Origin of the sequence: Rheinheimera sp. UJ51, from assembly GCF_020819615.1 — a bacterium.
Classification (GTDB): Bacteria; Pseudomonadota; Gammaproteobacteria; order Enterobacterales; family Alteromonadaceae; genus Alishewanella; species Alishewanella maricola.
Window position 1 is genome coordinate 1 of the sequence record NZ_JAJHOG010000004.1, and the last position, 18,451, is coordinate 18,451.

13 protein-coding genes are annotated in these 18,451 nt (G+C 46.9%); 10 read left to right on the plus strand and 3 right to left on the minus strand.

What is annotated here, in order from left to right; genetic code table 11:
- Window positions 1-159 precede the first annotated feature (159 nt).
- Entirely contained in the window at window positions 160-1,398 is a 1,239-nt protein-coding gene (locus LMJ53_RS05905) for a DUF819 domain-containing protein (protein WP_229585244.1), read from the minus strand.
- A gap of 319 nt (window positions 1,399-1,717) precedes the next feature.
- Between LMJ53_RS05905 and LMJ53_RS05910 the strand changes: the two genes are divergently transcribed.
- The 8 genes from LMJ53_RS05910 (at window position 1,718) to LMJ53_RS05945 (ending at window position 10,477) form a co-directional block, all read left to right on the plus strand.
- Window positions 1,718-2,008, plus strand: a complete 291-nt coding sequence (locus LMJ53_RS05910) for a high-potential iron-sulfur protein (RefSeq protein WP_229585245.1) — start codon at window positions 1,718-1,720, stop codon at window positions 2,006-2,008.
- A 199-nt stretch (window positions 2,009-2,207) separates the two neighbouring features.
- Window positions 2,208-3,848, plus strand: a complete 1,641-nt coding sequence (locus LMJ53_RS05915; protein ID WP_229585246.1) for a methyl-accepting chemotaxis protein — start codon at window positions 2,208-2,210, stop codon at window positions 3,846-3,848.
- A gap of 123 nt (window positions 3,849-3,971) precedes the next feature.
- On the plus strand, window positions 3,972-5,000 hold the full coding sequence (locus LMJ53_RS05920; RefSeq protein ID WP_229585247.1) for a substrate-binding domain-containing protein: 1,029 nt from the start codon (window positions 3,972-3,974) through the stop codon (window positions 4,998-5,000).
- A 203-nt stretch (window positions 5,001-5,203) separates the two neighbouring features.
- The gene (pstC, locus tag LMJ53_RS05925; protein WP_229585248.1) at window positions 5,204-6,598 is read left to right on the plus strand and encodes a phosphate ABC transporter permease subunit PstC; all 1,395 of its coding nucleotides are present in this window, start codon (window positions 5,204-5,206) and stop codon (window positions 6,596-6,598) included.
- Between the two features lie 6 nt (window positions 6,599-6,604).
- Window positions 6,605-7,975, plus strand: a complete 1,371-nt coding sequence (gene pstA / locus LMJ53_RS05930; RefSeq protein WP_229585249.1) for a phosphate ABC transporter permease PstA — start codon at window positions 6,605-6,607, stop codon at window positions 7,973-7,975.
- Between the two features lie 43 nt (window positions 7,976-8,018).
- A complete protein-coding gene (gene pstB, locus LMJ53_RS05935) occupies window positions 8,019-8,807 on the plus strand; it encodes a phosphate ABC transporter ATP-binding protein PstB (RefSeq protein WP_229585250.1) in 789 nt (262 codons plus the stop codon).
- A 268-nt stretch (window positions 8,808-9,075) separates the two neighbouring features.
- The gene (locus LMJ53_RS05940) at window positions 9,076-9,987 is read left to right on the plus strand and encodes a porin (protein WP_229585251.1); all 912 of its coding nucleotides are present in this window, start codon (window positions 9,076-9,078) and stop codon (window positions 9,985-9,987) included.
- A 271-nt stretch (window positions 9,988-10,258) separates the two neighbouring features.
- On the plus strand, window positions 10,259-10,477 hold the full coding sequence (locus tag LMJ53_RS05945; protein WP_229585252.1) for a YgdI/YgdR family lipoprotein: 219 nt from the start codon (window positions 10,259-10,261) through the stop codon (window positions 10,475-10,477).
- 150 nt (window positions 10,478-10,627) lie between these two features.
- Here LMJ53_RS05945 and LMJ53_RS05950 read toward each other — a convergent pair whose 3' ends face one another.
- Together LMJ53_RS05950 and LMJ53_RS05955 are read right to left on the minus strand one after the other, a co-directional pair.
- A complete protein-coding gene (locus tag LMJ53_RS05950; RefSeq protein WP_229585253.1) occupies window positions 10,628-13,288 on the minus strand; it encodes a TonB-dependent receptor domain-containing protein in 2,661 nt (886 codons plus the stop codon).
- Window positions 13,289-13,391: 103 nt separating this feature from the next.
- On the minus strand, window positions 13,392-16,076 hold the full coding sequence (locus LMJ53_RS05955; RefSeq protein ID WP_229585254.1) for a hypothetical protein: 2,685 nt from the start codon (window positions 16,074-16,076) through the stop codon (window positions 13,392-13,394).
- A gap of 337 nt (window positions 16,077-16,413) precedes the next feature.
- On the opposite strand from LMJ53_RS05955, the gene phoB reads away from it, so the two are divergent.
- Both phoB and phoR read left to right on the plus strand, forming a co-directional pair.
- On the plus strand, window positions 16,414-17,103 hold the full coding sequence (phoB, locus tag LMJ53_RS05960) for a phosphate regulon transcriptional regulator PhoB (RefSeq protein ID WP_226749458.1): 690 nt from the start codon (window positions 16,414-16,416) through the stop codon (window positions 17,101-17,103).
- 6 nt (window positions 17,104-17,109) lie between these two features.
- Window positions 17,110-18,447 (plus strand): phosphate regulon sensor histidine kinase PhoR, encoded by a 1,338-nt coding sequence (gene phoR / locus LMJ53_RS05965; protein WP_229585255.1) that lies wholly within the window; start codon window positions 17,110-17,112, stop codon window positions 18,445-18,447.
- The last annotated feature ends 4 nt before the right edge of the window (window positions 18,448-18,451 follow it).

Here is an 18,451-nt window from a genome sequence, read left to right on the forward strand (position 1 = left end):
ATGGCGTCCTACTTCTTACTACCTGGACGCCGAGAGCGATGTTATCCTCGCTGCCTAAAGTCGAGTAAGCAGAAATACCCTGTCCGAAAGAAAAATGCCGGTCAGCTTAACTGACCGGCATTAAGCGAAAGCTGGCTTTTTTATGTGTAGAAAGCGACCTTAAGGCGCAGCAAACTGCAGCATAAGCCCACACAGATAAGCACCATAAGTGCCGACACCATAACCCAGTACTGCTAATAATACCCCGACCGGCGCGAGTGACGGGTGAAAGGCCGCTGCGACAATGGGGGCCGAGGCCGCACCCCCGACATTCGCTTGGCTGCCCACAGCCAGATAAAACAATGGCGCTTTAATCCACTTTGCCACAATGACCAGTAAACCGGCATGAATGGCCATCCACACTACGCCAACCACAAACATAATGGGGTAATCTAAAATAGCGCGGATATCCATTTGCATACCAATACTGGCCACCAGTATATATAAAAACACTGAAGCCATTTTAGATGCGCCTACGGCTTCCAGTTTTCTGAGTTTGGTGTTCGATAATAATAACCCCAGCGTCGTGGCTACCACCACCAACCAGAAAAAGGTACTGGTCAGGCTGTACATGGCTAATTGTGGCGCTTCTTTGGCTATCCAAGGCGCAATACCATCGGCAGCAAAATGCGCTATGGCTGTGGCACCAAAACCTACCGCAATAATCAACATCAAATCATGCAGTTGCGGTATCCGTGCATGCTGGGCTTGATAGTGTTCGATACGTTGTTTTAACTCGCGAATGGCGCTGGTGTCTGCTCCGGTTTTCTTATCAAAACTCTCAGCGCGATTGGCCCAAATTAATAACACCGCCATCCAAATATTCGCCATGATCACGTCAACGGTGATCATCACCGAAAAAATCGTGTTATCCACTTCAAACACTTCTTTCATCGCGGTTTGATTGGCGCCACCACCAATCCAGCTACCGGCAATGGTGGTCATGCCACGCCAAATATCGCCACCCAGGGCATCAGGCGCAAGGCTACCTACAATTAATAACGCGATGGGCCCACCGATCATAATGCCCAAGGTACCGGTAAAGAACATGATTAATGCCTTAGGCCCCAACCCTAAAATCGCTTTAAAGTCGACGCTTAATGTAAACAGCACCAAGCTAGCGGGAAGTAAGTAACGTGAAGCGACATGATAAATCGACGAGCCTTCTGCATCGATTAACCCAAAAGTATTTAACAGTGACGGTAAAAAATAGCAAAGTAACAAGGCGGGAACAAAACGATAAAACGCTTGGCAATAACGGTGACTGCTGTGGCTGGTATAAAATACCACCCCCAGAATGACCGTAATGACGCCAAATAACACAGCATCATTGTTAAACAGAACAGCAGAGTTTTGCATGGTGTGGTTTTCCTGAAGTCTTTTGCTTCCTATTACAGCTTACAACAACAATAACGCAGACAGGGTGGGGCTGGCTAGCATGCCTTTTTGATCGCTATTGAAAAAGCGACCAAAGCGGTAAAAACGAGGTTTGATGGCGGTGTGGGCTGCAAAGCAAAAATTTATGCGGTAATAAATACGAAATCATCTACACTGGGTTTAGCATGGCAATAGTTAAACCAGAGAAGGCGTGGCACAACTCAGTGGAAACTTGATGCTTATCAAATCCACAACGCGCATTCATCAGTATTATAATAAGCAACAATGCAGGAGAAACATCATGAATAATATTAATCGTCGCAATTTTTTCAAGATCTCTGCCGGTGCAGTGATTGGTATGACCGTGGGTGGCGTTAGCTTAAGAGCTTTTGCTGCCGAGCCGGTAAAGTTAGATGATCCGTTAGCGGCCGCAATGAAATACACGCACAAGTCTGAGAAAGCCGATCAGAAATGTGCAAACTGTAGCTTAGTGCAAGGTGCTGATGGTGAAGAATGGCGGCCATGTGCTATTTTCCCAGGTAAATTAGTGGCCTCTGAAGGCTGGTGCTCTGCTTGGGTTAAAAAAGCTTAACGTTGCTTTCACCTCAACCTAAGTTTAAACCAGAGTGTTTAAACTTGGGTTATTTTGCGGCTGGTTGAGCCGTTGTTATACTCTTTTTCGTGAGTCTTTCATTCATTTCGTTTGCTGCTTTACCCCTTTATTATCCTGTCATAAAACAGCCATATCCGCTTGTTAAGGTATCCTTTTTTAGGATGAAGACAGGTGTGTCATGCGACTTAAACTTACCATTGCTAAACGTGTTGTGCTACTTGGGCTGATCCCCTGCATATTATTAGTGGTGGTGTTATTAGCCAGCTTTTGGGCAGCTACAGCCAAAGACCGTTTATTTCATCAATTATATGCCCAGCATTTGGTGATTTTAACGCATGTGATGACACCGCAAAAACTTTTGCAGCAACAAGGTTTAAGTTTATTACAACAGTATCGAACGGGCTGGATTAGCGCTGAGCAGACTCAGCAGCAGGTTGAACAATTACTGCTAGAGGCCGAACAGCATTGGCAGCAGTTTATCGATCAACGTATAGCCAAAACCGCAGAGGATGCGGTGTTACTTGAACAATTAGACACCGCTTTTGCAAAGGCGATCCAGCATTATCAGCAATGGATAGCGTTTGCTGGTTCAGATGCCTTGCTAGTTAAAATTCTTAATGAATCGACCATTACTTACGAAGTGTCACAGCACATTGCGCCGTTTACGTTGCAAGCAGAGCAGTTTGTGGAGCAGCAAATTGCCACCGCTGCCGAAGTACGCGATCAGGCTGAGCAATTAACCTTAGCCATGCTACAGGGTTATTTATATGGCGGTGCAGCTTTATTGCTATTGGTGTTAGCGTTAATTTGGCGCACCCGTGTTGCGGTTAATCAACCGCTGCAACGGTTGCGTGACATGTTATTGCAATTATCACAGCAGGCTGATCTCACCTTAAGAGCTGATGAGGCAGGCCATGATGAAATTGCAGAGGCGGCCAGAGCGTTAAATCAAATGCTTGGTCGTTTTGCGGTTCTACTACAACAATTGGGAGCGAGTTCTTCGGCGCTCAGTCAACAAGCCGGCCAAGCACAAACCATTAGTGAGCAAGTCAATACGGGGGCAGGGCAGCAGGCTCATCAAGCCGATCAGCTGGCCTTGGCGGTGGCAGAGATGAGTGCCGCACTAAATCAAGTGGTCAGTCAAACTGCAGCGGCAACCGACAGTGCGACCCGTGCACAACACCTTTGCCAACAAGGCAGTGCTGATGCGTTACTAAGTATGCAAAGCTCTGAGCTTCTTGAGAAAACTATGTTGCAATCGCGCGATTTGATGCGCAGTTTACAAGGCGATGCGGGCAAAATTTCCAGTGTCTTGGAAGTGATTGGCAGTATTTCAGAGCAAACAAATTTACTGGCGTTAAATGCAGCGATTGAAGCGGCACGTGCCGGTGAAGCAGGGCGAGGGTTTTCGGTGGTGGCTGATGAAGTGCGAACGTTGTCAGGCAATACTAAGGCGGCGACTGAATCAATCCGCGAGATGATTAATACGTTGCAACAACAAGCCGATCACGCGGTTGCCGCCATTGATCAAGCCGCAGAGCAGGCAGAGTGTAGTGTTTTGCAAGCACGTAACACTGAAGCTGTGTTTCGGGATATTGCGGCAGAAGTCAGCAGGCTAGCCCAGTTTAACCAACAAATTGCTTTATCGAGTTCGGGTCAACAGGCGGTGACTACGCGCTTTGTCAGCGGAATTAGTTTGCTGCATGCGGCAAGTCAGCAATTGCATGATGGTGCCGCACAATCAGCTGAGGCGAGTGAGCAACTTTCGGCCGTTGCGGAGCAACTGAGTGCCGGTTGGCGGCAATTTCGCATTCAATAACCTTTGCGCAGGTGCAATGACCACCTAGTAAAATAAACAAATTCTTGCTTGTCACATTAATGCAATATTACACAGGCAGACTACAGGGGTTGAGATAACCTTCTGCAATCGAGGAATGAATTTATGCAAATCAAAACATTTTCTAAGCTGGCTCTAATCACTGCTTTAAGTATCAGTTTTGCGGCAACTGCGCAAAGTGCCCGTGACACCATTCAAATTGCTGGCTCGTCTACCGTGCTGCCATTCTCATCTATTGCGGCAGAAGAATTTGGCAATAACTTTGCTCAGTTCAAGACACCTGTTGTGGGTTCAGGCGGTTCTTCAGGTGGTTTACGCCAGTTCTGCCAAGGCGTGGGTACCAATACTATTGATGTGGCTAACTCATCGCGGCAAATTCGCCCAGCGGAAGTGGAGGCGTGTAAAGCCAATGGCGTTAAACACATTATTGAAGTGAAAATAGGCTACGACGGTATTGTATTTGCCTCACGAGTGGATGCCGGAACCTTTGCTTTAAAACCTGAGCATGTGTTTCTCGCGCAAGCCGCGCAAGTGCCACAAAACGGCAAAATGGTGGCGAATCCTTACACGCGTTGGTCGCAAATTGATAAGTCATTGCCTGATCAAAGCATCTTGTTAGCCATCCCCGGTTCTAACCATGGTACGCGCGAAGTGTACGAAGAAAAAGTGGTTTTAGAAGGGTGTAAGTCTTTGCCTGAAATCAAAACCATGTCAAAGGATCAGCAGGGTGAATTTTGTTTAGCCATGCGTACTGACGGCGCCGTAGTTGAAATTGCGGGTGACTACACTGAAACCTTAGCGCGTTTACAAGCACAAAAAGACGCCGTGGGCGTATTTGGTTTAAGTTTCTATGAGTCGAATCGTGACCGCATTAAAGTGGCCACTGTTGATGGTGTGGTTCCTACCGTTGAGAACATTATTTCAGGCGCCTATCCAGTGTCACGGCCATTGTTTTTCTATGTGAAAGGCGAACATATCGGCGTGATCCCTGGTTTACAGCAATTTGCTGAATACTTTGTATCGGATGCGGCCTCGGGTGAAGCCAGCCCGCTAGAATTTGCCGGTCTGATCCCCTTAGCGGATGACGAGCGTGCTGAAATCTTAGCAGCCATTCGTAGTAAAAAGTCACTGTAATTTCAGTATTCTAAAAAAACCACCTGCAAGGTTAATGCAGGTCAGTTAAGCCTCACCGCTAACTGATCAGCAGACTTGTAAAGGTGGTTTTTTTTAGTTTGTGCTAAACAACAGGGTTGTTTGCTGTGACTGTCATAAAACTGCAACTTTAGCGCGTTATCCTGCCCCCACTAAATTGTCCTCTGTGCGAAAGCGGAGCTTTGATGAATAATCTGTCTTTAATTTTTGTACTGCTGATCTTCATGGCGATTGCCTATCAATTTGGCATGACTCGCAGCCGGCGCATGGCGGGCGGTCAGAACAGTGCCAGTATGCATTCTCGGCCACATCATTACGGCATGATGGTCGGCTTATGGGCGGTGTTACCGCCATTTCTGTTGTTATTATTGTGGAATTGGCTGGCGCCCGGTGTGCTGCAAACGCTGACATTAGCGACGGTGCCTGCAGAACTGTTAACCGATAGCGAACAAGCTGCGGTGTTAATGCGCCGTATTAGTAATTTAGCCAGTAATTTTGGGGTAGTTACCGAAGCGGCTGATTGGGAAGTGGCTGCAGCGAGTTATCTGTCGGCATTGCAGCAGAAAAGCGCCTTAATGTTAACTGCGTTAATGTTTATTTTGGCATCGCTAGGCTTATTGCTCAGCTTTAAAAAGATCCAACCGTCATTACGTGCGCGTCATCAAGTTGAAAAAGCCTTGATGGCCGTGTTATTGCTTTGCTCAACCGTCGCCATTTTAACCACAGTGGGTATTGTGTTATCGATGGTGGGCGAAACCTTAAAATTCTTTTCGTTTATTAGCCCGGCAGACTTTTTCTTTGGCACTACCTGGAATCCGCGTTTTTCTACCGTTGGTTTAGCCGAAGGGTCGTTAACCGGAAGCCAAGGGAGCTTTGGTTTACTCCCTTTGTTAGCGGGCACCTTATTGGTGGCTTTGATTGCCATGTTGGTGGCCATTCCACTAGGTTTGATGGTGGCGATATATCTAGCCGAATACGCACCACAGCGGGTACGCAATACCGTTAAACCGATTATCGAAGTGTTGGCCGGTATTCCTACGATTGTCTATGGCTTCTTTGCACTGGTGACGGTTGGCCCTTTTTTCGCTGAGTTCGGGCAAAGCATCGGTATGACGATTCGTGCGACTTCAGCACTGACGGCCGGGGTGGTGATGGGCATTATGATTATCCCGTTTATTTCATCGTTATCCGACGACATTTTAACTCAGGTACCAAAATCCTTACGTGATGGCTCTTTAGGCTTGGGGGCAACAAAGTCTGAAACCATTCGGCAAGTCGTGTTACCGGCGGCGTTACCCGGCATTGTCGGGGCCGTGTTACTGGCGGTGAGCCGGGCGATTGGCGAAACGATGATTGTGGTGCTTGCCGCAGGTAACAGCCCAAGCTTAACCGCTAACCCGTTTGAAGCCGTCTCGACCGTTACCGTAACCATTGTTAATCAATTAACGGGTGATAACGACTTTGCTAGCCCGCAATCTTTGGTGGCTTTCGCATTAGGTTTAACCCTGTTTGCCATTACCTTGCTGCTGAATATCGTAGCATTGGTGATTGTGCGTAAATACCGTGAACAATACGAGTGATCCCAAATGACGACTGAACTTAACACCGTAACCAGCGCGAACAAGGCTTACAGCAAAGTACAGCAACAAGTGGTGCGCTCGTTAAAAAAACGCCATCGCCAAGAAAAGCTATTTAGAACCGCAGGTTTATTGGCGGTATCGGCCAGTATCTTATTGGTGATCTTACTGTTTGTGAATATTTTTGCCAAAGGGCTACCGGCGTTTTGGCAGCACAGTATTACCTTGGATATTTACTTTGATCCTGCCATAGTCAAGATCAGCGAACAGCCGCAACCGCAAGCAGGAGAAACGGAAAACGAGTTTCGGCAGCGTGATTTGGCGTGGCGTTCAGAAGTGGGTTTAGTAAACTTTAATCGGCTTATTTTCCCGGCATTACAGCAAGTGATCCCTGATGCTCAGCAACATCGGCGTGAATTACAACGTATCGTGACCTCTGGTGAGCGGTTCGCGTTGCGTGATTTGGTGATTGCTGACCCTTCGATTATTGGTCAAACCAAAACCTTACACTTGCTCACAGATGCCAATATCGATGTTTGGTTAAAAGGCAATATTGATCGCAGTTTACCTGACGAGCAACAACAACTCAGTGCCAAGGTACGCGAATGGGTTGATGCTTTAAAACAGAAAGGCGTGATCAGTAACCGCTTTAGTTTTGCCTTGTTTATGAACCCCGATTCGCGCAGTTCTCTGGCTTCGGCGGGTTTAGCCGGCGCCTTTATGGGGTCATTGTATATGATGCTGGTGGTTATCGTATTAGCCATTCCGATGGGGGTTGCCGCGGCGATTTACTTAGAAGAATTTGCGCCGAAAAATCGCCTGACCGATTTGGTCGAAGTGAATATTAACAATTTGGCCGCTGTGCCCTCTATTGTGTTTGGTTTATTAGGGGCCTCTATTTTTATCGGTTGGTTTAATTTGCCGATGTCCGCACCGGTGGTTGGGGGCTTAGTGCTAACACTGATGACATTACCCACAGTGATTATTGCCACGCGTTCGACCTTAAAAGCCATCCCTCCGTCGATCCGCCAAGCGGCCTTAGGTTTAGGCGCGTCTAAAACGCAGGCGGTGTTTCATCATGTGTTGCCGCTAGCCATTCCAGGTATTTTGACCGGTTCGATTATCGGTGTAGCACAAGCCTTAGGTGAAACGGCCCCCTTATTGTTGATTGGCATGAAATCCTTTGTGGCATCGGTGCCAGGAAGTGCCATGGATCAAGCAACGGCCTTACCGGTGCAAATTTACCTGTGGCAAGGCAACGAATTACGGAATTTCTTTGAGGCGAGAACCTCGGCCGCCATCATTGTGTTATTGGTGATGATGTTATCTCTGAACAGTTTGGCTATTTGGTTACGCAAGCGCTATGAAGTGCGCTGGTAAACCATGATGCACGGCCTATAAATTGAGCGAACAGGATTAAACTATGAGTGAAGTAACCATGTTAAATAACGCCGAAAAAATCAAAATGACCGCGCGAGATGTCAAAGTGTTTTATGGCGATAATCAGGCAATCCATGGCATTGATATGGATATCGTTGAAAACGAAGTGATTGCTTTTATCGGCCCGTCAGGTTGTGGTAAATCAACGTTTTTACGTTGTTTAAATAGGATGAACGACACCATCGATATTTGTAGAGTGTCGGGTGAAATCGCTTTAGATGGCTACAACATTTACGATCCGGCGTTAGATGTGGTGCAACTGCGTGCTCAGGTGGGCATGGTGTTTCAAAAACCGAATCCTTTTCCGAAATCGATTTATGACAATATTGCCTATGGCCCTAAGTTGCATGGTTTAGCCAGTAAAAAATCTGATTTAGATGATATTGTGGAATCTAGTTTGCGTCGTGCCGGTTTATGGGAAGAAGTAAAAGATCGCTTGCATCAACCGGGTACCGGTTTATCGGGTGGTCAGCAGCAGCGTTTGTGTATTGCGCGTACCATCGCGGTTAGCCCAGAAGTGATTTTAATGGATGAGCCCTGTTCGGCGCTTGATCCAATAGCCACATCGATTATTGAAGAGTTAATCGATGAATTAAAGCAAAACTTTACCATTGTGATTGTGACGCACAATATGCAGCAAGCTGCCCGGGTGTCTGATCGCACGGCGTTTTTCCATTTAGGTAACTTAATTGAAATTGGTGGCACCAACGATGTGTTTACCAACCCGAAACAGAAAAAAACCGAAGACTATATTACAGGCCGTTACGGTTAAGCTTAGATTTTTGGCAAAAAAATAAAGGCGCGAAAGCGCCTTTCTTGTTTGCTGAACCCATTGCTGGACTGCGCCTGTGTTATCCCCACCGCCATGTTCGTCTATCAATACACATTGTTATGGTCAGTCCAGGCTAATCTAAATAAACGCGATATAAATGTTATACTGTCATTTGTTTGTCATAAAAAATTCTTATTATGCACCTCGTCATCAATACTATGGTTGTGAGCATTAGCTACATGAAACCTAATTAACTCGGGTAGATAACATGAAAAAATCATCAATTGCAGTAGCATTAGTTTTAGGTTCCGCCGTTAGCACTGTCGCTTACGCTGAGCCACTTACCGTTTATGGTCAACTGAATGTTTCAGCACAATCCAGTGATGAAGGGGAAGGGCGTTTCTCTGAACTGAAAAGCAACAGCTCACGATTTGGTTTGAAAGGTGATTTTGCATTAGACGGTGGCCTGACTTTAGTTTATCAAGTGGAGTGGGCGGTTGATCTGGCGGATGTTAGCGGTAGCGAGAACATTACCTCTCGAAATCAATATGTTGGTTTAAAAGGTAACTTTGGTGAAGTGCGTTTAGGGCGCCATGATACGGCGCAAAAAGATGCGCAAGGTAAAATTGACTTATTCAGTGATTACGAAGCTGACGTAAAAGCGCTTTGGCGCGGTGAAGTACGAGCCAGTAATTCAGTGACGTACTACACGCCAAAATTTAATGGTTTTGGTATGCAATTAACCTACGTGATGGAAGATGCAGCAGATGCGGAAGATGCCTACTCTGCATCAGTTTATTACGGTGACGAAAACCTGAAAGACAGCGCCTATTATGCGGCCATATCAATGGACTCAGAAGTGGCGGGTTATGATACGCTGCGTTTACAAACGCAAGTGAAAGCGGCTGATTTTAAACTGGGCGCGATGTTCCATTCACAAGAGAATATTACCACGGGTGTAGAGCAAGATGGCTGGTTAGTTAGCGCCGCCTACCCAGTGGGTAAAACTGAACTGAAAGCACAGTATCAAACCTTAGAAGATGATGATGCTATCAGTGTGGGTGCCGATTATAAAGCCGGTAAAAACACCACGCTGTATGCTTGGTATAGCAGCTTTAATTTTGATGTGAATTCACCTGATCGTGATTATTTAGCGGTAGGTATTAAACATAAGTTTTAAGCTTAATCCTGAAAAAGCCGGTTTTAAACCGGCTTTTTTATTGCCCTCTTTCCCCGTTTTTAAACCAAATTCTTTTATCAATGCTGTTATTTATAACCCACCGCACTTAAAGCGTCTTAATAGTGTCACACCGAAAATCACTATTTTCAAATAACTATAGTTTTCAACTATTTATAATTTTCAGGCTTCATCAAATTGTCATATTGCTGTGTTAGACAAGTTCGGCGGTGCTGTTTATAGTGAACTCAGGTTAACAACAGAGGTCTAGCCAATGAAAAAATATCTTCCCATCGTTATGACTGCTTTTGCCTTATCGTTACTATCCGGATGCTCCACTAACACAACCTCACAGTATGTTTATGAAATAGACGAGCAGCAGCTAGAAGATGCGACAGCATTAACGCGTACTAGCCCGCACTTAGGTCATGTTGTCTGGTTAAATCCACCGAAAAAGCGCGTAAAAGTAGACGAAAATACCCCACAACCCTAATAGGTAATAAACATAGTCTGCCATCGGGGACTACTTGCACGACGTGACAGGCCATCACACTGCGCTGACGATGATGAAAAAGCCCTTATTCTGTGTCGGTCTGCCCCTGTTCGGGCTCCCTTGGTAGAATAGGGGCTTTTGTTTTATCGCTTAATATTGGTAAGAAAAACTCAACGAATAGCTTTGCCCTTCGGTGCGCTTTTGTAAAATCTCACCTTGTTGCAAAATTTCGACGTTTTCATTCAGCAGGTTTTTCAGGCCCAGTTTGACACTCAGGTTGCTCAGAGGCGTGTAGCTGTAGGTAAAATCCAGCGAGTTAAACGGCTGCTCAAAAGCATCGTCTTTGCCATTTACCCCAGCAAATGCAATACGCTTACCGAAAACATTATAGGTTAGCGTGGCATTGTGTTTATTGTTATCCGCATCGAAACCGAGTTGTAAATTAGCCACATACTTCGAGTGACCACTTAAGCTTCGCTCTAGATGGGTTAAATTTGCTCCAGGGAAGCGCTGAATGCTGATTTCTGATTCACTGACCGTGAGGTTACCTGCTAAGAAAAAGTTATCAGCAAATTGGCCAAACTCACCGTTAAACATATCGAGCTGCTGTAAAAACTCGGCTTCCACGCCATATAGGGTGCCGCTTTCGGCGTTACGAAATGACATCAGCAAATTACCGTCAGAGCCAGATAATTCAATGGCCTCAATCGGGTTCGCAAGATCTTTATAAAATACGCCAACACTGTAGTTACTGGTATCGTAATACCACTCTAAACGCACATCGGCACTGTTAATGTCAGTACTGCGTAAACCGGCAAAACCTGTAACTTTAAAGTCAGTGAGGGGATCCACATACAACACCGGTGTTACCTCACGCAGGTCGGGTCGAACCACCGTTTTGCTGTAACCAAAACGTGCTTGCAACTGGTCATTGACAAACCACGTCAACGATAACGCAGGGTAAAAACCATCTTCGATTAACACCGAGTCGGTGACATTGCCGCTAATTTGGCCATCAGCGGTTAACGGTAACGAGACTTGCTTAAAATCTTCGTAGCGCACACCAAGGTTTAAACGAAACAGGTAGTCATAATTCACTTCTAAAGCTGCATAACCGGCATCGATCATTTGCGCGGCTAAGTAATCATCAGCTTGAGTGGTCACATTTGATATCTTAAAGCCATTGCTCGCATCTAATATACTGTTGTCAGAAAAGATCTCAGCAAAGCTGCCCGATAACTGTTGTAGGCTAAAACCCACGGTATCAAAGTTAAAACGATCGGTTTGGGCATCGCGGTTACGTTCAAAATAGCTGTAACCTGCTGCTAGCGACAGGTCGGCTTTACCCATGGTTAGTGGTAACTTAAGGTTCCAACTGAGATTTTCCGTGTTGTCTTGCATATCGCCAAAGCTGTAGGTTACGGCATTTTGGTTACGCCGTAAGAACGCAAAAACAGAGCCGTCGGCTTGAGTTTCATTTAAATAACGATATTCAACTTGGCCTGGGGCATAACGACGTGCTTTGGCATCGGTGTATTGCCAATCGAGAGCCAAATCCCACAGAGACGGGAGATTGTGCTTGCCACGCAACTGGTTGCTTAACATGCTGCGTTCTTCGTATGTTAGGCTGGTGTCGGTGTTAAAACGGTTGGTTTCGTTGATGGTTTCGATACTGTCACCGTTTTTGATCTTAATTTCATCTTTAGTATCGCGCAGATAAATCGTTGAGGTTTCTAAACGATGATCGACGCCGAGTTCTAACCCAAAATTAAGCATGCCTGACATTTTGATCTGATGCTCTGTGCCACGGATGTCATCGTAACGATTAAGCGGTGTTAAAGCCTCCCCTGAAATTGAGTAATAACGCTCTTGTTCTTCAATATTTTGGGTCGCACGATCGTAGCTAAAGCCTGTCATCACACCAAACACGACATTTTTTGCCAGATCAAACCGACTACCAAAGGAGGCACTGCCATCAAAGTCAGGTTTAACTGAGGTGCGGCTGATATCGATATCACGGTTAAAGGCGGTTCCCAGTTCACGCACAATCGTTTGCGCTTGAGCAAGGTTTGCCGCGTTGATACCGCCTAAGGCTTCCGCGATATTGATGGGTGTTAGTACACCAAATTGGCTTTGCGCTGCGGCGAGTTCGGTAGAGATGGCGCGAGTGCCGTCATCTTTACCGCGCCAATCATCAGCGCCACCGTGATAGCTAAAACCATCAGCACTATTTAAGCTGTTATAGCCTGTACCGATTGCCAGGTTAAAGGTGGTTTGTAAGGGGATGGCTGCGGTTCTAATATTGACATTACCGCCACCAAAAGCGGCAGGTAGTTCCGGGGAATAGGCCTTTTGTACCACTAAACTTTCGATAATGCCGGCCGGAAACATATCCAGCGGGATCACATTACGGGTTGGATCTGGGCTGGGTACCATAGCGCCGTTTAACAGCGTGCTAGAGTAACGTTCCCCTAAACCGCGAACATAAATAAACTTGTCTTTAACCAGTGTTAAACCGGTAACACGACGCAGCGCGGTGGCCGCATTGCTATCGCCTGCGCGCGAAATTTGCTCCATACCCAGTAATTCTGCTACATACGGCTGCTCTCGCCGTTCAGCTGCGGCGGCTGCGGCGGAGCTCATTAGGCGACCTGATACGGAGATCCGTTCATAATCGGCTTCTGCAGTGGGTGCAACCGAGCTGTTATCTTCAGCCATGGCTTGGAAAGATAGCGGGGCAGTGGTGGTGCTGATGGCTAGCAATACACCTAGACCTACCCGACTTAAATTTAGTTTTTGTCTGCTGCTCATCTGAACATTGTCCTATCAGCTTTTTAAACGTTACTGGCGATGGCCTTGAGATGGCCTAAAAAGAGCAGCACAACCGCGTCATTTGGGTTGTGCTGCAAGGGAGTTAGTCGTCTAAGCCAACAGACCAACCAGCGGTCCAGTCGTTACCGGACTTAACGGCACCAATAAAGTCAACGGCTTCAAAGAAGCTGCTAACGGCTGTCATATCTTTAGGTGTGGTAGTGTCGATAGTGAAAATACCGTCCAACACCGCAGCTTGATTAGCCGCGAAGCTATTACCAGGCTGATTTAAGAACCATTGCTCTGTCGTGGTGTTAGCATCGACGGTGCCTTTGGTCGCTTCAGTAGGGCAAGCAATAACACTATGGGTGAGCGTTAAGGAACCGGCAGCGGCTAACGCGCGCGACTCATTGGATTCAATTTCTAAACATTCACCCATGCCTATCGGGCCAGTAATCACAAAGTTAGCTAATTGCGCATTGGTGCCAGCGCGTAGCAATACACCTTCAGAATCATCATCACCGTCAAAGGTGTTACCGATAATGGTTAGGTTGGCAATAACCGGGTTTGATATGGGCAAGGCGCCGAAATTACCTGATTGGTTATCCGCTTCGATACCACGGTTCGCTTTAGCGCCATCTGCAGCATGTTTTACAATGACAAACTGCATATTACCGCGCCAGCCGTCGGCCCAATCTACTGAGTCATCGCCGTTCGCGGTTAACACCACATTCTTACAGCTAACCGCGCCACCGAAGAACTCGACACCGTCATCCACGTTTTGGTGCACTTGGATATTGCTACATTGGGTACCTGAACCCACGCCGGCGAAAGTAATGCCGTTTAATTCGTTATCGGGGATAACCTCAAAGCCGGCATGTTTCACCACCACATAATTCAACACGCCGCTGTTGTCTTCCCAGTTAGCACCGCCGTAGTTGCCCGCATCACCTTCTGCAGCGACTTGGCAATTGGCCAGGTTAGATTGATCACATTTGTTGCTAGGTGCATTACCCAGTAAGACTAAGCCACCCCATTGGCCTGCGGCTGTAGGTGAGCCAATCACATCTTGCACTGACGTCATAACGATAGGGTTTGCCGCGGTGCCATTGGCATTGATTTTTGAACCACGACTGACCACTAAGAAGTCAGCACCAGACTTACCGTATAAGGTGACACCGGGTTGAATGGTCAGCGTGGCGTTGTTTTGATTATCTTGTCCAACGCGCACTCGACCGTTTAATACATAATCCGCACCGGCTGCAAGCGTAACATTTGCCGTAATATCGCCAGACAATTGGCAATTTAAACGACCCGTTAAGCTGTTGACCGCAGTGGTCCCTGCTGGGCAGGCTGCCAAGTCATCATCGGGGTGTAAGCCAATTGTCCAACCGGTTGTCCAATCATTCATGCCATCAAAAGCACCAATGTAATTGACGTTATCAAACCAAGGGTCAACGTTATTCGCCACGTTGTAGCCATTGCCTAGGGCAGGTGAGTTAGGTGCAGGAATATAGCCGCCTAACAATGCGTCCGTTACCATATTGCCAGGCTGAGCACGAAACCAGGTTTCAGCGTTTAAGGTGACGTTGCCGCTGGCATCAACCGAGTTTTTAAATGGCTCGGCACAATCAAGAATAGAATTACGGAAGACGATTTCGCCATTACCCGCGTTGGTGATGGTTTCGTCGGAGTTAATTTCAAAACATTCGCCCATACCACTTGGGCCGGTAACGATAACATTGTATAACTCAGCTGCGGTTCCGGCGCGTAGTAAGATACCTTCAGAATCATCTTCGCCATCGAAGTTGTTCCCGATGATGGTCAGGTTAGCAATTTGCGGCTTTGAAACCGGTGTGGCTGTGAAGTTGCCAGATTGATTATCTGCCTCGATACCCCGGTTGGCCTTGGTATCATTCGGGTTATGACGGATCAGCACATGCTGCATACGACCTTGCCAACCATCAGCCCAGTCTAAAGAGTCATCGCGGTTACCGGTTAGCACCACATATTTGGCATCGACAGTACCGCCAAAAAACTCCACGCCATCATCTAAATTGTTATGAACTTGAATGTATTCGACGGTGGTGCCGCGCCCTACACCCGCAAAGGTAATGCCGTTCAGTTCATTATCAGGGATCACTTCAAAACCGGCATAACGTACTTGCACATAGCGCAGTGCACCGCTGTTATCTTCTGGGTCGTTACCGCCATAGGGGCCGGCTTCCCCTTCTGCTTCAACCTGACAGCTGGCCAAGTTGGCTTGATCACATTTATTCGTTGGCGCTTTACCGAGTAAGACTAAACCACCCCATTCAGCAGCCGATTCTTCATCAGACAGTCCCAACATATCGTTTACCGAGGTCATAATGATGGGGGCCGCTGCTGTACCGATGGCTTGAATTTTTGAACCTCGAGCGACCACTAAATAATCGGCGCCGCTTTTACCAAAAACATGCGTGCCAGGTTCAATGGTTAAGGTGGCACTGTTGCTATTATCGTTGCCCACGGTAACTTTGCCACTTAATGACCAAACAATATCTGCGGTTAAGCGCACATCGCTGGTGAGGGTGCCGCTGATTTCACACACGGTGGCACTGACACCGGCTAAACTGCTCCCTTGCGTGGCAAATGCCGGGCAGCTACTGGTCACTGGGGGTGTCGTGCCGCCACCGCCAACTGCCGCGTTGTCACCTGCATTGGTATTCACCACTAAGTCGCCACCACATCCTGCGAGGATGAGGGCAGATGTGATTGCGCTCAGTTTTAATAATTTGCGTAAAGCCATGACGATTTCTCCGTATCAATTTTGATGAGTGAGCAATAAGAATGAATGTGCGGCCAACTTAGCTTGCGGCTATGACGCTTTTATTACAGACTAGGCTGGTTATGTCACTGAAATTGGAACGATGAGTGCTGACGAGGCCTGCAGGGCGGTATGACATAAATAATTCACTTAACTGTCATAAAGTATGCTGCATAAAACGCCAAAAATGGGCCGGCTGCTGAGGAAGAAAAACAGTGAGTTAATGAGCAACAACACAAAGGATGCTATATTTCATAAAAATGTCATATTTTGATTGGATACTGGCACTTAGGTAAATAACCATTACACAGGTGAATAAATGTCGTCGCGTAAAATTCTCGTTGTAGAAGATGAAGCTCCAATCCGAGATATGTTGTGTTTTGTACTAGAGCAAAATGGCTACCAAGCCGCTACTGCCGTTGATTTCAACAGTGCGGTAGAGATGTTGGTTGAACCTTATCCCGATCTCGTCTTACTCGATTGGATGTTGCCAGGTGGCAGTGGCATTCAGTTTGCCAAGAAAATGAAGCAGCATGAGATCACCCGTACTATCCCGATCATTATGTTAACGGCACGCGGTGAAGAAGAAGATAAAATTCGAGGTTTAGAAGTCGGTGCGGATGACTATGTCACTAAGCCATTTTCACCCAAAGAGTTGATGGCGCGCATTAAAGCGGTGATCCGTCGGGTTGCACCCACCAGTTTAGATGATGTGATTGAAGTGCAGGGGTTAAAGCTGGATCCGGTATCGCATCGCGTCACCTCAGCCGAACAGCCTTTAGATATGGGGCCAACTGAGTTTCGTTTACTGCATTTCTTTATGACACACCCTGAGCGCGTTTACAGCCGCGAACAATTACTGGATCATGTTTGGGGCACTAATGTGTATGTTGAGGATCGCACTGTGGATGTGCATATTCGTCGATTACGTAAAGCTATCGCCTTTAACGGTCATGACAGGTTAGTGCAAACAGTGCGCGGATCTGGCTACCGCTTTTCGGCTAAGTAAGCGCCCATGCGTTTATTGCTGTCTAAAAAGACACTGCTGAGCAAAGCCTTGCTGCAGTATGGTTTGGCAGCTTTTGTCGGTTGGATCTTTGGTGATATTTTACTGGCTTTGTTTATAGTGAGTGTGTTTCAACTGGCTTGGCACTATAAACATATCTTTTTATTAGATAAATGGTTGTGGCGCGATCGTAAACTCACCCCTCCTGCCGGCGATGGTAGCTGGCAACAAATCTTCGACGGCATCTACTTTCAGCAGCGGCGCGAGCGGCGCAAACGCAAAGAATTACGGACTTTAGTCAGGCGTTTTCGAGATGGCGCTGAAGCCCTGCCTGAGGCGGTGGTGGTGCTAAGTGAAGACTGGAGTATCATTTGGTGTAACAAGCTGGCGCAAATATTGGTTGGTTTACGTTGGCCAAGTGATGAAGGGCAGCGTATTGATAATTTAATTCGCTCGCCTGAGTTTCATCAATACCTGAAAGAACAACGCTTTCAACAGCCGTTAGAAGTCTTGTCGCCTACCTCATCTAATCTGGTGCTTGAATGTAAAATGATGCCTTACGGTAAGGCGCAATTTCTGCTGATCGTCCGCGATATCAGCCAATTAAAGCAGTTAGAGCAAATTCGCAAAGACTTTGTTGCCAATGTATCGCATGAGTTACGTACGCCATTGACGGTGCTGCAAGGCTATTTAGAAATGATGGATGCCGATTGCCAACCGCCACCGGCGATCTGGCCTAAAGCCCATACTGTCATGCTAGAACAAACGCGACGCATGGACAGTTTAGTGCAGCAGTTATTAACCTTATCGCGGATTGAGGCGGCGGCAAGAGTGCAGTTTGAATTAGAGGTGGATGTACCCGCCATGCTGCATTTAATTGAACACGAAGCCGAAACCTTAAACCGAGAAAAACAACATCAATTACACTTTACCATTGATGACAGTCTAAAAGTGACCGGGGTAGCAGAAGAGCTGCGGAGTGCTTTTTCTAACTTAGTGACGAATGCGATAAAATACACCCCTGCCAAGGGAGAGATCCATATCAGCTGGCAGCGCGAACATCAAAAAGCCCTGTTTACGGTGACGGACAATGGCGAAGGTATTGCGGCAAATCATGTGAAACGACTGACCGAACGCTTTTACCGGGTAGATCAGGCGCGTGCTCGTCATACCGGGGGCACCGGTTTAGGTTTAGCCATCGTTAAACATGTGCTGTCACGTCATAATAGCCAGCTAATGATTTTTTCAGAGCCGGGTGAAGGCAGTACTTTTTCTTTTGCACTGCCGCCAGAGTTAGTGCTGAATACACCGATAGTGACAAAACGTCCTAATTTTTTAACGAAATAGCACG

Excerpts from the sequence above, each read along its gene's own strand:
- pstC (WP_229585248.1), top strand. The coding sequence starts at position 5,204 with ATGAATAATCTGTCTTTAATTTTTGTACTGCTGATCTTCATGGCGATT.
- LMJ53_RS05950 (WP_229585253.1), bottom strand. The coding sequence starts at position 13,288 with ATGAGCAGCAGACAAAAACTAAATTTAAGTCGGGTAGGTCTAGGTGTA.
- LMJ53_RS05910 (WP_229585245.1), top strand. The coding sequence starts at position 1,718 with ATGAATAATATTAATCGTCGCAATTTTTTCAAGATCTCTGCCGGTGCA.
- LMJ53_RS05905 (WP_229585244.1), bottom strand. The coding sequence starts at position 1,398 with ATGCAAAACTCTGCTGTTCTGTTTAACAATGATGCTGTGTTATTTGGC.
- LMJ53_RS05920 (WP_229585247.1), top strand. The coding sequence starts at position 3,972 with ATGCAAATCAAAACATTTTCTAAGCTGGCTCTAATCACTGCTTTAAGT.
- LMJ53_RS05940 (WP_229585251.1), top strand. The coding sequence starts at position 9,076 with ATGAAAAAATCATCAATTGCAGTAGCATTAGTTTTAGGTTCCGCCGTT.
- pstB (WP_229585250.1), top strand. The coding sequence starts at position 8,019 with ATGAGTGAAGTAACCATGTTAAATAACGCCGAAAAAATCAAAATGACC.
- LMJ53_RS05915 (WP_229585246.1), top strand. The coding sequence starts at position 2,208 with ATGCGACTTAAACTTACCATTGCTAAACGTGTTGTGCTACTTGGGCTG.
- LMJ53_RS05955 (WP_229585254.1), bottom strand. The coding sequence starts at position 16,076 with ATGGCTTTACGCAAATTATTAAAACTGAGCGCAATCACATCTGCCCTC.
- phoB (WP_226749458.1), top strand. The coding sequence starts at position 16,414 with ATGTCGTCGCGTAAAATTCTCGTTGTAGAAGATGAAGCTCCAATCCGA.
- LMJ53_RS05945 (WP_229585252.1), top strand. The coding sequence starts at position 10,259 with ATGAAAAAATATCTTCCCATCGTTATGACTGCTTTTGCCTTATCGTTA.
- pstA (WP_229585249.1), top strand. The coding sequence starts at position 6,605 with ATGACGACTGAACTTAACACCGTAACCAGCGCGAACAAGGCTTACAGC.
- phoR (WP_229585255.1), top strand. The coding sequence starts at position 17,110 with ATGCGTTTATTGCTGTCTAAAAAGACACTGCTGAGCAAAGCCTTGCTG.